Annotated in this window: 9 protein-coding genes; all 9 read left to right on the forward strand. The window is 69.6% G+C overall.

The window, feature by feature from the left end; all coding sequences use genetic code 11:
- Positions 1-38 precede the first annotated feature (38 nt).
- From QHF85_RS22665 to QHF85_RS22705, 9 genes are read left to right on the forward strand one after another with little or no spacing between them, the layout of a single operon-like run.
- On the forward strand, positions 39-1,127 hold the full coding sequence (locus QHF85_RS22665) for a DUF2169 domain-containing protein (protein WP_281329358.1): 1,089 nt from the start codon (positions 39-41) through the stop codon (positions 1,125-1,127).
- Between the two features lie 3 nt (positions 1,128-1,130).
- Positions 1,131-3,344: a type VI secretion system tip protein TssI/VgrG gene (tssI, locus tag QHF85_RS22670; RefSeq protein WP_281329359.1), complete on the forward strand. Its 2,214-nt coding sequence runs from the start codon at positions 1,131-1,133 to the stop codon at positions 3,342-3,344.
- A 12-nt stretch (positions 3,345-3,356) separates the two neighbouring features.
- Positions 3,357-5,537 carry a type VI secretion system tip protein TssI/VgrG gene (tssI, locus tag QHF85_RS22675; protein WP_281329360.1) on the forward strand — a complete coding sequence of 727 codons (2,181 nt, stop codon included), beginning with the start codon at positions 3,357-3,359 and terminating at the stop codon, positions 5,535-5,537.
- A gap of 11 nt (positions 5,538-5,548) precedes the next feature.
- Entirely contained in the window at positions 5,549-7,759 is a 2,211-nt protein-coding gene (tssI, locus tag QHF85_RS22680) for a type VI secretion system tip protein TssI/VgrG (protein ID WP_281329361.1), read from the forward strand.
- Between the two features lie 9 nt (positions 7,760-7,768).
- Complete coding sequence (locus QHF85_RS22685; protein WP_281329362.1) at positions 7,769-8,542, forward strand: hypothetical protein; 774 nt, start codon at positions 7,769-7,771, stop codon at positions 8,540-8,542.
- Positions 8,543-8,568: 26 nt separating this feature from the next.
- Positions 8,569-10,353: a PAAR-like domain-containing protein gene (locus QHF85_RS22690; protein WP_281329363.1), complete on the forward strand. Its 1,785-nt coding sequence runs from the start codon at positions 8,569-8,571 to the stop codon at positions 10,351-10,353.
- Complete coding sequence (locus QHF85_RS22695) at positions 10,353-11,873, forward strand: hypothetical protein (RefSeq protein ID WP_281329364.1); 1,521 nt, start codon at positions 10,353-10,355, stop codon at positions 11,871-11,873. Before QHF85_RS22690 ends, QHF85_RS22695 begins: the two co-directional genes overlap by 1 nt.
- Positions 11,870-12,901 (forward strand): hypothetical protein, encoded by a 1,032-nt coding sequence (locus QHF85_RS22700; RefSeq protein ID WP_281329365.1) that lies wholly within the window; start codon positions 11,870-11,872, stop codon positions 12,899-12,901. The genes QHF85_RS22695 and QHF85_RS22700 overlap by 4 nt, the downstream gene beginning before the upstream one ends.
- Positions 12,898-14,673 (forward strand): hypothetical protein, encoded by a 1,776-nt coding sequence (locus QHF85_RS22705; RefSeq protein ID WP_281329366.1) that lies wholly within the window; start codon positions 12,898-12,900, stop codon positions 14,671-14,673. The genes QHF85_RS22700 and QHF85_RS22705 overlap by 4 nt, the downstream gene beginning before the upstream one ends.
- Positions 14,674-14,679: the final 6 nt, after the last annotated feature.

The following is a 14,679-nucleotide window of genomic DNA, read 5'->3' on the forward strand; positions in this document are numbered from 1 at the left end:
GTGGCGGGGCGGCGGGTGCGCGTACCATCCGTCCCGCAATGAATTTCGAGGCGCTCGTCGAGAACATCAGCTGGGCGAGCGCCTCTGGCGAGACGATGATGGATCGGCACGGTCGTGACGTCGCCGTCGTCGTCGCGAAAGTCGCCTACAAAGTGAGCCGCGAGGGCATGGCGAGGCTCGCGCTCGCGCCGGTGCGACGCGTGGACGAGGGGGACGGCGGCGGGGGCGTGCGTTTTCCCGCGGATCTCGTGGCCGACGAGAAGCCCGGCACCGACGTCGGCCTCGTGGGCATGGCGTATCCGCCGCCGCGCGCGGCCGGGATCAAGGGGCGCGTTTATGCGTGGCTCCAGGTCGGCAGCCTGCGCAAGGTCATCGTCGTGCACGGGCCCCGCGCGTACGTGAAGAACTGGCGCGGCGCCGTCGCGCCCTCGGATCCCGCGCCGTTCGTCGAGCCCGTGCCGCTCCGCTACGACAAGTGTTACGGCGGCATGGACCACATCTCGGGCGCGATGGAGCCCGCGAACCCGATCGGGATGGGTTTTTCCAGCCAGCCCACGCGCTTGCTCGGCGAGCCCGCGCCGCCGCTCGAGCCGGCCTCCATCGAGGAGGGCGGCGCCCCGTCGCACCCCTCGTACGGCGCCTTCTCGCCGATCCCCGCGCACTGGGAGCCGCGGCGCTCGCGCATCGGCACGCACGACGCGGCGTGGGCGAAGGGCCGCGCGCCCGTGCGGCCGCGCGATTTCGATCCGATGCACCACGCCTGGTCGGCCCCGGGCCTGCACAGCGGAACGCCGCTCCTCGGCGACGAGCAGGTCGAGGTGGGCGGCGTCTTGCCGGACGGCGCCTGGCGCTTCCGTTTGCCCCGGTACGCCGTGCAGTTCGGCAGCCAGATCGACGGAAAAAAGGTGGCGTACGAGACGCACCTCGACGGGTTTCTCATCGATACCGAGACCCGCGCCGTGGAGCTCACGTGGCGGGCGTCGATCGTGCTGCCGCGAAAATGGGAGCGGCTCGAACGAATCTATGTCCTCGGGGTGGGCACGCTCCCGGAGGACGTGATCCGCGACCCGAGCCGGAGCGTAGGGGCGGGACGGGCCGCGGATCCGGCGCGCGCGAGGAGTGTGTAGGCCATGAGCAAGAAAGCGATGCGGATCGAAGTCTTCTTGAGCATCGGCGACGCCTCGTGGACGGCCTTGCGGGTGCGCATCGAGGAGGGCATGAGCGAGCTCGGCGGGGCCTGGGTCGAGGTCGCCGTGGGCTCGGATCTCGACGTCGAGGGGCTGCTCGAAGAGCCGGCGACGGTCGTGATCCTCTGGGACGGCCAGGAGAAGCGGCGGTTCACGATGCAGCTCGCGCGGGGACGCTTCCTCGACGAGAAGGACGGCCACCTGCACTACGAGCTCGAGCTCCGGCCCTCGCTCTGGTTCCTCGGCCTCGACCAGAACACGCGCAAGTGGCGCGACCAGCCCGCCGAGCCGATCGTCGCGAAGGTCCTCGGCGAGGGCGCGGTGAAGCACGCGTTTCGCACCACGCGGCAATCGGCGTCGCAGCCTTACTGCGTGCAGTATCGCGAGACGAACCTCGCTTTCGTGTCGCGCATGCTGGAGTTCGAGGGTTTTTATTACAGCTTCGATCCCGACGGCACGATGATCATCGGCGACACGTCCTCGGCCTCGCCGGAGGTCCTTGGCGGCGCGGAGTTCGAGCTCATCGACGCGGCGGGCGCGCTCTCGCACGGCGACTTCGGCGTCACCTCGTTCGAGCGCGGCGCGGTCGTGGGCTCGGGCAAGGCCACGGTCAACGACCACAACTGGAAGACGCCGGCCTTGCCGCTCCTCGCCTCAGCGACGGGCGCGAAGGACACGCACCTCGAAATTTACGATTACCCCGTCGGTTATCGGGATCCGGGCACGGGCGAGATTCTGGCGAAGCTCCGGGTCGAGGCGCTCTGCGCGGAAAAGCGCTTCGTGGAGGGCACGAGCACGGTCTTCTCGTTCGCGCCGGCGCGCATCTTCTCGTTCACGCACGAGGAGGGCGCGAGCTTCAGCGGCCGCTACCTGCTCGTGCACGTGGAGCACGAGTATCGCGAGGAGGGCGGCGTCGCGCACTACGAGAACCGCTTCCGCGCGATCCCCGTGGACGTCCCGTTCCGGCCGGCGGTGAAGACGGAGCGGCCCGAGATCCAGGGCAACCACACCGTGATGGTGCGTGGCCCCGTGGGCGAGGAGATCCACACGGACGCGTACGGCCGCGCAAAGGTGCAGTTCCACTGGGATCGCGAGGCCAAGGGCACGGACGAGGACTCGCGCTGGATCCGCATGCTGCAGGAGATCTCGACCTCGATCGCGCTCGCCCGTGTCGGCTGGGAGATCAGCGTCGGCTACATCGACGGCGACCCGACGCGCCCCATGGGCCTCGCGCGGCAGATCAACGGGCAGATGGTCCCGATGTACAACCAGCCCTCGTTCCGCAACCGGATGACGATCCGCTCGGAGACGTACCCGGGCAAGCAGGGCTTCAACGAGCTCCGCATGGAGGACTCGTCGGGCTCCATGCACATGGACTGGCACGCCCAGAAGGACTGGAAGAACGTCATCCGCCACGATCGCAACGAGACGATCGGGAACAACCACACGGTCTACATCGAGACCGAGTCGAGCCGTACCGTCGAGAAAAACCAAACCGTCGATATTGGCGCCGACCAGACGCGCACCATCGGCGGCGACGTCGTGGGCAAGGTGGAGCTCGACCGGACGCACGCGATCGGCGGCAACGAGACCATCGACGTCACCTCGGGCGGCGATCTCTCGGTGACCGGCAACAACGTGGAGAACGTGGGCGGCTCGCGCATCACGCGCGCGGGCAACGACGAGAACGGCGCCATCGATCGGGCCGTCCAGCTCTCGTTCACGCGCATCGTGGGCGGCGCGCACATCGCCATGGCGGGCGCCTCGATCGCCCACGAGGGCGGCGAGCTGCTCGTCGAGGCGGCGAGCGGATCGAAGCTCACGATCGCCACGGAGCAGAGCATCAAGCAGGCCGTCACGGGGCGGCTCGGCACCTTCGTGAGCGGGTTCGTCCTGCGCAAGTCGCTGAACGACATGAGCGTCTCGGCGAAAAAGACCACGGTGGACGTGGGCGCCTCCGCGACCTTCCGCTCCGCCGAGCGCATGGAGCTCCGGAGCCGCCACATCGAGCTCGTCTCGTCGGCATCGATCACGCTCCGGGCCGGCGCGCTCTCCATCGAGATGACCCCGAGCAGCGTGACGATCCACGGGCCGGTCAAGCAGGAGAGCGGCACGAAGATCACGGTGCGCGGCAACCCCGAGAAGCTCACGCCGTAAGGAGATCGGGCCATGGAACTAGCATTCGCCGAGCTCGTCGTTCCGGGGATCGAGGTGCGCCGCGTGCTCACGATGCGCGGGGAAGAAGCGCTTTCGACGCTGTTCCGCTACGACGTCGAGGCCGAGATCGAGCTGCCGCTGCCCGACGTCGACGTGGTGATCGGCGCCGAGGCGGTCCTCACGATGCGGGATCAGGCGCACAAGGAGCGCGTCGTCACGGGCGTCGTGGCCGAGGCGAGCGCGCGGGCGTTCGACAACGAGCGCGGGCGCATCTCGCTCGTCCTCCGGCCCACGATGTGGCGGCAATCGCTCGGACGTGATTGTTATGCGCTCCAGGACGTCGACGCGAAGAAGATCGTCGACGACGTCCTCGCCGATTACACGGGCAAGTATCGCTGGGCCCTCACGCGCACCTACCCCGAGTATCCGTACCGCGCGCAGTACCGCGAGGACGACTGGACCTACGTGAGCCGCGTCCTCGAAGAAGAGGGCATTCACTACTGGTTCGATCACGAGGCCGGATCCATCGCCGTGTTCGCGGACGACTCGACGGTCGCGCCCGACATGCCCGGCGGCGCGCTCCTGCCCTGGGTGCGCGAGAGCGCGCTCCAGCCGAAGCAGGACGCGGTGACGGAGCTCGGCTCGACGAGCGCAGCTTCCACGGGGCGCTTCGCGGCGAAGTCCTATGATCTCAAACGACCGCTCGTGCCGATCCAGGCGAAGGCGGGCGCGGGCAAGCACGAGGTGTACGACGCGCCGGGCGGCGGCCCCGGCATGGAGGCCATTCTCGAGGCGCGCGTGAAGGATCAGCGGGACGCGAACGTCGCAGCGCGCGCGGGCGTGGCGGGGCTCTCGACGAGCGTCCGTCCCTTCCCGGGCGTCGTGCTGGAGATCGATGGGCATCCGCTCGGCAAGATGAACGCGCGGTACCTCATCACGCGCGTGGAGGTTCGGGGCGACGAACACCACCCGTGCTCCACGCGGTTCGAGGCGATCCACGTGGAGGTCCCGTTCCGGCCGCTCCGTCGCACCCCGGAGGCGAAGCAGGCGGGGCTCCAGCTCGGCCAGATCATCGGGCCCGAGGGGCAGGAGGTGCATCCGGACGAGCTCGCGCGGGTGCGGACGATCCTGCACTGGGACAGGCTCGGCCCACGCAACGAAAAGGGCGGCACGTGGATGCGCGTCGCCCAGCGCGCCGCGCCTGGATCGATGCTGTTTCCGCGCATGGGCTGGAACGTCGCGACCTTCAACGAGGAGGGCGGCGTCGACGCGCCGAGCGTCATCTGGCGCATCCACGACGGTGAGCGCCTGCCCGAGTACAAGCTGCCGATGAACATGACGCGCGTCGTGTGGAAGACGGCCACGGTGCCGGCGAACGGCACGGCGAACGAGATCCACTTCGAGGACCGATCGGGGCAGGAGGACATGTTCATGAACGCCTCGCGCGACATGAACATCCGCATCCTCGACGGAAAGTTCGAGACCACGCAGAACGACTCGACGCGCACCGTGGGCGTGAACCACGACCTCACGATCAACGACTCGCTCGACGAGCGCGTGGTGCTCGATCAGCGCATCACGATCGGCGGCAACGAGACGCTGACGGCCCAGGGCATCCGGGTGAACACGGTGACGGGCAACCACACCGAGACCGTCGGCGGCTCGCGCAACATCAAGGTCGGCGGCTCGCACCGCACGACCGTGAACGGCGACCGCACGCTCACCGTGGGCGGCTCGCTCATCGAGATCACGCCGAACAACATCCTCGCGCGGGCCAAGGACATGCTCGAGGTCGTGGGCGGCAGCGTGATCAAGGTCGCGGGCGAGGACATCTCGGAGGCCGCGCGCAAGGACTCGGTGCAGATCATCGGGGGATCGAAGATCGAGGTGGCGAAGAAGGATCGCGCGCTCGACGTCGACACCGAGTGGAAGGAAACCGTGGGCGGCTCGATCGTCTGCGTCTCGAACGAGAAGTACCTCGACAACGCCGACACCACGTCGACGTGGACCGTCGCGGCCTCGGTCCTCGGCAGCGCGCCGGTCGTGCACGTCGAGGCGGTCGAGTCGATCCGCCTCCTGTGCGGCGACAGCGTGCTCACGTTGACGACCGAGTCGATCACCTTGACCGGCGCGGCCCTCGATCTCTCGGGCGCGCACCTCGACGCCGACAGCAGGCGCATCGAGCACAACTGAAGGAGGACGCCGTGGCAACCGAGGATCCGGTCCTTTATTTCATCGAGCTCGGCGGGACGACCTATCGGGTGACGACGGTCTCGGGCGAAGAGGCGCTCTCGCAGACGTATCGCTTCGAGATCACGCTGCACGTCGACCCTACCGATTCGCTCGATCCCGACGCGCTCGTCTTCTCCGAGGCCGCGCTCGTCCTCGCACGCGAGGCGGACATCCGGCGCATCCAGGGCGTCGTGACCCGGATCAAGCGCGCCGCGACGCGCAAGGGCAATGCGGGCACGGGCAAGGTCACGCTCCTCCTCGAGCCGCGCCTCGCGACGGCCCGCCACCGCGTGGACATCCGCATCTTCCGCGACAAATCCGCGCCCGAGATCGTGGCCGAGGTCATCGGCGCGCACGGCGTCGCGGTCGAACAGCGCCTCGTCGGCTCGTACGTCAAGCGCCCGTACTGCGTGCAGATGCGCGAGTCGGACCTCGATTTCGCGGCGCGCCTGCTCGAAGACGAGGGAATCTTCTACGTCGTCGACGACGCGGGCCGCATGGTGCTCGGCGATTTCACGAGCGCCTACGTGGACGGCCCGGGCGCGCTCACGTTCCACCACGGCACGGGGCTCCACGATCAGCGCGACGCCATTTACGAGGTCGGCTGGGCGGGGCGCGCGACGGCGGGCAAGGTCTCGCTGCGCGATTTCAATCCCGAGCGCCCGCGCCTCGACATGGACGTCTCCGCGAAGGGCCCGACGCCGTGGGGCCCCGAATGGTACGACTATCCGGGCGAATACGAGCTGCCCGCGCAGGGCCAGGCCAAGGCGAACCTGCGCGCCCAGGCGCTCACCTGCATCAAGAAACGTTTGGCCGGGCGAACCACGGCGGCGGCCACGGTGACGGGCGGCCTCTTCACGCTCGTCGACGCGCCGTCGGGCGTGGAGGACGGCGAATACGTCGTGACGAAGATCGAGCACGCCTGGGATCGCACCGCGAGCGCGTTCTCGCTCGGCTTCGAGGCGCTCCCGGGCAGCACGGTGTACCGCCCGCCGGTCGAGACGTACGTCCCGACCTTGCCGAACCCGCTCACGGGCTTCGTCACGGGCCCCGCGGGCGCGGACATCCACACGGATCCGTGGGGCCGCGTGAAGGTGCATTTCCCCTGGGATCGATTGCAGCCGAAGGACGACACCTGCTCGCACTGGATCCCGGTTTTGCAGGACAATACCGGCCGCTCCTCGGCAATGCCGCGCATCGGCTGGGAGGTGCTCTGCCAGTTCCTCGAAGGCGATCCGGATCGGCCGGTGGTCCTCGGGCGCGTCTTCAACGCGGGCGATCCGTTCCTCGAAGAGCTGCCGCGCCGCAAGATGCGCACGTCGCTCCAGTCGCTGAGCTCGCCCCGCGAGCCGGACGGCCGCACGGGCTACAACATGATTCGCTTCGACGACATGGCCGGCGCGGAGGAGATTCACATCCACGCGCAGAAGGATCAGAACATCACCGTCGCGAACGATCAGGACGAGAAGGTCGGCGCCGCCGAGGCGCGGCTCGTGAAGGGGAACGAGGCGATCCGGGTCGGATCGAACGAGACCATCACGGTCACGAACGACAGCGTCGCGAAGGTCGACGGCAACCAGAACGTGTCGATCGGCGGCAACCGGACCGCGACCGTGACCGGCAAGTACACCGACACGGTGGAGAAGGATCACGCGATGACGATCGGCGGCACGCACATGCGTGACGCACACGAGGACGAGAACCTCGCGGTCGAGAAGAACCTCACGGAGATCATCTCGGGCCTCGTCTTCGAGCACACGGGCAAGACGAACTCGGTCACGGGCGGCAAGACCTCGGTGCTCGTCGCGGGCGGCTCGATCATCGAGATCGCCAAGATGGGCAAGAGCGAGGGCACGGAGGTCGCGCGCGACGAGGCGGTGAGCGGGCTCGTGTTCAGCAAGGCCGACGAGAAGCACGGAGCGCGCATCGAGGAGCTGCGCGAGACGAAGGTGACGGGCGGCTACATGGTCACGTCGTTGAAGGAGCTCTTGCTCGCGGGGCTCGAAAAGCTCCGCGTCGAATCGACGGACACGACGCTCCTCGGGGACGAGATCACGCTCAAGGTCGGCGACACCGAGATCCACCTGAAGAACGGTCGGATCGACCTCAAGGCGCCGAAAGAGATCAAGGTCGACACGCAGCAGGCGAACAACCTCGGATCGACGACGTCGTCGCAGAACTGAGCGGGGACCATGGCCCACCCGAATTACGTTTATCGGATCCTCCACCGGCCGGGCTCCCGCGCCCGCGCGCTGCTCAACGGAATCCCGCTCTACGATCGGGTCGTCACGCAGAACGTCGCGCCGTCGCAGCCCGTCACGCATTGGCTCGTGAACGGCGAGAACACGATCACGGTCGAGCTCTCCCCGGCCCCGCGCTCGCCGAACACGCCGTCCATGGGCGCGCATTTCGCGCTCCTCATTCTCAACGCCGAGGACCTCGAAAAAAAGGTCGAGAACCCGGTCTTCACGTGGGAATACCCGACGAGCCTGCAAGGGCTCGGTTTGCCGCTGGAGCTGCCGCTCGTGGGCGGCGGCGTCCTCCACATCCCGCACGACGTGCCGGAGCCGGCGTATCGCAGGGCTTTGCCCGAGGCGTTCCCCGAGGAGGGCACGCCCGAGCAACGCGCGACCGTGCTCGAGCTCTACGACGCGTTCGCCTCGCGCGACGCGGCGCGGTTCGAATCGGCGATGCAGCTCAAGGTGAGCGAATTCGAAAGGTTCTACGGCCCGCAGCCGCTCTCGCGGGTGCAGGCGCTCCAGCGATTGAACTCGCCCTGGGTGATGGAGCCCTTCGACGCGCACGATCTGCGCTTCGATCGGTACGCCGACGGTCGCGTGGCGTACGCGCGCCGCGCCTCGGGCAAACCCGCCGTCCGCGCGGTGAACCGCGACGAGCCTTATCTCGGCTGGGGCTCGAATTTCTTCATGACCCGGCTCGACGGCCGCTGGCGCATTTTCTGGTGACGACTTCGGGGTGAGGAGGACTTGCGATGGGCGCGACCGTAACGAACGAGGACCTCGGGGTTACCACGAAGACGAGCGATCACACGGCCGCGACCGTGGGGCCGACGGACGTCTGCTTCAATCCGCCGAAGACCGTCGCCGTCCCGCACCCGAATTACGTCACGACGGACAAGGCCGTCGAGCACACGAGCGGAAAGACGCTCTTTCAAAATGGCAACGTCGTGCGCGTCGGCGAGGCGATCACGCCGAGCGACCCGGCGCACGGCGATTCCGGCGGCGGCGTGGCGAGCGGGACGTACCGCGAGGAGGCGCGCGCGACACGCGGCTCGCCGAACGTGCGCGCCGAGGGCAAAGCGCCGGCCCGCACAGACGATCCCACGACGCAAAACCACGCGAACACGACGGGGAAGATCTTCCAGAACGTGCCGCCGGGGCTGCTCGAGGACAACCCCGAGGAGTTCTTCAAGCGCTGCTCCTACGACACCTCGAAGATCAAGTGCGAGCATCAAGAGTTCGTGGAGATGCCGCAGATCGACGTGAAGCGCGGCGACACGATCACGATCGAGGCGAAACGCAAGAACGCCAAGGTGCCGGACGCGCCGCCCGACTGCGCCCAGCCGCCGCACATGAAATGGCGCGTCACGCGCTCCGGCGGACAAACCGCCCTGGGCGCGGCGATCCCTCCGAAAGAGGAGGAGTTCACGGGCGACACGCTCACCGTGGCGGATTGGCTGCCCGAGCTCGCGACGCTCCCCGACACCGAGGTGACCGTCGACGAGTCGGACGCCGCGAAGCGGAGGGCGATCGCCGATAAAAACCGATACGCTCAGCAAAACGCCGCGGCGCGCGGCTCGTCCCGCGTCGAGAACCAGGACGGCCGGGCGGCGTATCGGCAGGTCGCGGCGGACCGCGAGCGCCGGGCGGCCGCGCTCGACGCCGCGCAGAAGCTCGCCGATTTCGCGCAGTTCCTCATCGCGTGGCGCGCGGCGCAGAACCCGATCCGCCTCACGATCACGGGCAGCGCGTGCAGCGGCACCGTGAGCTACGAGGTGCACGCGTATCCCGAGCACGAATACGAGTACGAGATCCCGCTCGAAGGCCTCGTCCAGGCCGGGCGCTGGATCAGCCGCGCGATGACCGTCGTCCGCAGCGTCGGTCAGCTCGCCAATATCCAGGTCGAGAACTCGCTCACGTGCCCCAAGGACGACGTCAAGATCACCCTCAAGTTCGAGTGGAAAGAGGGTGAGGACGAAGACGTCTATCGCATGGTCCGCGAGGCGTCGGTCAACGTCACGGGGACCTTGCTCGAATGGAAGTTCGAGGTCTCGGTCCCGCTCACGAACTTCCTCGCGATCATCCCGGTCCTCGGGGGCCTCGCCGCGCGCGCCATCGGCTGGATCATCCAGCGAACCGGCTCCGAGGCGACCATCGGCATCGCCGTCGAGGTGACGCTCACGGCCGAGGCCACGCTGATGTTCAAGTGGACGAAGGCGCGGGGCTGGGAATGGGGGGAGGCGTCCATTCGGCTCCCCATCGATTTCAAGTTCTACCTGTTCGTCCGCATCCGGATCCGCGACTGGATGCACATGGAGGGGCGAGCCATCGTGCAGGCGGATCCCGCGCTCAAGCTCGAAGGCAGCCCGGCCGGCCTCGTGCTCAAGTCCGACAAGTTCGAGATCAAGGTAGGCTTCACCGGCATGATCCACATCGACGTCTGGTTCTATTCGTTCGAGCAAGAGGGCGAGTGGTTCCCCGAGAGCTGGACATGCAAGGTCGAAGAGGTCGACCTCTGGACCATCATCGGGAACTGATGCAGCGCCCCCGGCCGTTTCGCCGCATCCTCGTCGCCGAGTCCCCCGTGCGGAGGCCCGGCGAGCGTCGCGCCAAACCTTTGCCTTGCCGCGTCGGCGTCCTGCCCTGGGTCGTCGATCGAAATTGGCTCACGATCCTCGTCGGGGCCACGTTCCGCTTCGATCCGAGCGCGGCGCTTCGGCCCGTCCCGCTCGAACCCGCGCCGCCGCGTCCCTTCTTCGCAGGCCCGCCCGCGCCGACCGAGGCGCCGCGCGTCGACGACTTCGTCCCGATGCGCCTGCTCGTCGATCTCACGCTGACGGGCCACGTCGAGGTGCTGCCGATGCCTTCGGGGACGTTCACGAAGGTCGCCCCGAGGAACGCCGCCATCGGCCTCGGCGAAAGGCGCGTGGGCTTCACGGTTCGCGCGGACGAACCCGGCCGGATCCCCCTCTGCCCGCCCTTCACGCAGCGCATGCAAGGGGGCACGATCGACCTCGGGCCCCAGCCTTGCCACGATGGATCGACGCACCATTTCCACCACCCGGAGAAGTTCGATCTGAGCGTGTATCAAGCCGCGATCCCCGAGCTTCGTTACGAGGTCGACGACGTGACGTCGATCCGGCTCGCGGGGATCTTTCCGGATCCCGAGGCCGCGCTCGATCTGGAGCTCCCGCGGCTCGTCCCGCGCGCGCTCGTGAATTACTCGCAGGCCCGGGTGCAGCGCGGCGACGTGCGGCTGTTCGTCGACGGGATCACGATCGATCTCGACGGGAGCACGGTGGATGTGACGTGGCGCGGGCTCGTGGAGACGACCGCGAACCCGCACGTCGACGTGGATCGGATCGCAATCGGCTGGGCGCCGCCCGCGCGCTGGCACGAGGATCCGTGGGGCGCCTGGGACGATAACCTCCGCGAGCTGCCGCGCGGCCGGTTCCGGTTCGCCGTGGAGCGCGACGACGTCGTGCGGGGCGAGGAGCCGCCGAAGCTCAGCGAGGAAGAGCTCTTGATGGCGCGTTACGAGACCTGGGGGCACCCGAACGCCGCGGAGCCGGAGATGCTCCCGCACGAGGCCGCCACGATCGCGGCCGAGCTCGCCGAGCAACGCTGGCCCCGCGAGGAGGTCCTCCGGCGGCACGGGATCGACGATGACGCGTGGGGGATCGAGGAGCGGGCCTGGGCGCAGCGGCTCGCGAGCGTGCGCGAGGAGCCCGATGGAGGGCCGAGCGCCGAGTACGCCCTCGCATACCAGCGCGCCTCGGACGCGCTCGCGACGCCACGCGAGGCGGAGATCACGGCCGCGGAGTACGTGGCGATCGCCGCGAAGATGAAGCGCGGCGATCCCACGAAGGTCCTCGCCGAGGCGAGGATCGGAATCGCGGGGTTTGGCCGGATCGACCGGCGCTTCCGGGCGAAGGCAAAGGCGGACAAGGCGTTCGCCGCGGAGCTCGCGCGGCTCCGCGCCGACGAAGAGGCGCGGCACGGCGGGCCGCGTGATCCCTCGAAGGTGGAGGAGAAGAGCTTGGAGGGCGGCACGTGAACCGCACGGGCGCCATCGTGGGCGTGGGCATGGCGACGCCGCTCGGGCTCGACGCGAGGCAATCGTCCCTCGTGCTCCGCGCGCGCAAGCTCTCGCCGGGAAAAACGCCGTTCCGGGACCGGCGCGGGTTTTCCCTCGGGGACGTGCGCGCCAAGCGCATCGACGACGCGTGCGTCGGGCGCGCGCGCATGCTCGAGCTCGCGGCGCCGGCGCTCGCCGAGTGCGTGCGCGGGCTCGTGGGCTCGAAGGGCCCCTTCCCGCTGTTCCTGTCGCTGCCGCCGCGCCGCGCCGAGGCCGAAGAGCCGCTCGGGCCCGATTTCTTCGAGGCGCTCGGCAAACGCGCGGGCGTGCCGCTCGCGCCCGAGGCCTGCGAGCCTTTCGTGCTGGGACACGCAGGCTTCTCCGCGGCGCTCGCGCGGGCCCTCGCGTTCGTCGCGCAGGCCCCGAAGGACACGCGCGGCGGCCGGCCCTGCGCGATCGTGGGCGGCATCGACAGCCACCACGATCCCGTGGTGCTCGCGGCGCTCGACAAGGAGCGGCGGGTCCACGGCGAGGGCGTGTGGGACGGGTTCCTCCCCTCCGAGGCCGCGGCGTTCGTCGTGGTCGCGCCGGCGGGCTCTACGCCGGCACTCGCGCGCGTCCTCGCCGTGAGCACGGGCATGGAGCGCGAGGACGACGGCGGCCCGAACCCGCCGATCGGCGAGGCAGCGACCGAGGTCGTCCGCGCCGTCGCGGGCGCCGTCCGCGCGCCCGTCCCCTGGGTTTTGCCCGACGTGAACGGCGAGCGTCATCGCGTGAAGGAGTGGAGCTTCGTGCGCATCCGCAACCGCGAGCAGTTCGACGACGACAAGACGATCGAGACGCGCCTCTGCGACGAGCTCGGCGACGTGGGCGCGGCGAGCGGCGCGGTGCACGCGGCATACGCCTGCATGGCCTTCCGCCTCGGCTTCGCGCCCGCGCCCGAGGTGCTCGTCGCGCTCGCCTCGGAGGGCCCCGCGCGCGGCGCCTTCGCCCTGGGGGCGCCATGATGCTGCAAAGCTCGCCCGGGACGACGTCGACGCGGCCGCTGCTCGAAGGCGTCAGGTCCGCGCTCGAAGACAGCCTGCTCGCCGTCGCCGATCGCTCGGACGCGGCCGAGCTCGCCGAGGCGCTCCGCGAAGGGATCGCGCTCCTCAGCCGCCTCGTCGAAGGCGAGCCGCGCGACGCCGACGCGCTCGAAGCCCTCCTGCGCACGTCGACCGCGCTGAAGGCAGCACGCGAGCGGATCCCGCTCGACGAGGCGGTGGGAAGCCGCATCGAGAGCGCGGCGCGCTGGCTCGTGGATGCGAGCGAGCGGCTGCGCGGGCGGCTGCCGGCGCGTCCCTTGGGGGCGGGCGCCGAGGCCACGCAGACCGAGGAGTTCGTCGCGAGCGTCGGTGTCCCGCGGGCGCACCCGGTTTTCGTGCCGCCGCCGCGCGTGCTCTCGCGCGAGGAGGCGGCGGCCGCGGAAGGGGCGCGCGGAAAGGCCCTGCTCGAAGCGTCGCGAACCGCCGCAGGCGACCTCGCGCAGATCCGCGCGATCGCGCGGGAGTGCTTCGAGGACATCGCGAGCCTCGGCAGCCTGCGGAGGCTCTACGATCACGAGCCGTGGGTCGACGCCGGGCCCTTCGAGCAGCGCTTGCTCGACAACCTCGACGCGCTCGTCGCGCTCGAACGACCGCTCGATCCGGCCGCGCCCTCGCTCGGGCTCGTGGAGTCGCTCTTCGCGTACGCGATCGAGTGGGTCGTGCCCGATTTCGGCCGGACCTTCACGCTCGCCTTCACGCTCTCGTGCCTCGACACGGAGACGGCGATGCGCTGGGTCGTGCTGGCGCTGCGCCGCTCGCACCCGCGGACGTACCCGGCGTTCGTCGACGCATTCACGCTCGGCTCGAACGAGGCGATCGATCGCACGCTCGTCGAGCTCTGCCGCGAGGACGATCCCGCGCTGGTGGAGGTCGCGCTCGAAGCGATGGCGCGGCGCGGCCGCGTGGACATGGCGAGCGCGGTGCTCCTGCTCATGCGGCCCTCGTCCTCGCCGACCCTGCTCGACAAGGCGATCGACCTCGCAGCGCGTTTGCCCGCGCAGGCGGCCACGCCGCTCCTCGCGCGTCTGCTCGACAGCGCCGAGCCCGACACCGCAGCAAGCGCGGCCGCAGCCCTCACCACGCTCGGCGACGCCCGCGGCCCGAAGCACCTGCGCGCGCTGCTACAGCGGCCCCGCACGGAGGAGCCCGCAGCCCTGCGCGCGCGCCGCATCGCGCTCGAATCGCTCTGTCTGCTCGGCAGCCCCTTCGATCGGAACCTGCTCGGCACCGAGGCGAGCCTCGATCGCGAGGGTTTGCCCTGGCTCGGCTGGCACGGGCACCCGGATCACGTGCCCGTGCTGATCGAAGGCATCCGCCGCGCAGCCGCAAACGGGGCATTCGACGAGGCCGATCGGATCGGGCACGCCCTCGAGCGGATCGGCGGCGGTTCGGCGCCGCGCCCAGGCGCGCTCGCAGGCGGCGACTTCGAGGAACGCCTCGCAGCGTGGCTGCGCGCATTCGAGGAACGAAGGCCGCTCGACAACCCCCGCATGCGCTTCGGCCAGCCGTGGACGCCGTCCGCGATCGTCACCGAGCTCTCGGCGCGCGGCACACGCCAGGGCGAACGGCCGATCCTCGCGCGCGAGCTCGCACTCGTGACCCGCAGGGCCGTACACCTCGACGTCGCGGGCTGGGTCGTCGTGCAGGAGCGCGCGCTCGCGGCCGCGCGCGACGCTCTGCCCCGACCAACTTGATGCAAC

Origin of the sequence: Polyangium sp. 6x1, assembly GCF_029946515.1 — a bacterium.
Taxonomy (GTDB): Bacteria; Myxococcota_A; Polyangia; order Polyangiales; family Polyangiaceae; genus Polyangium.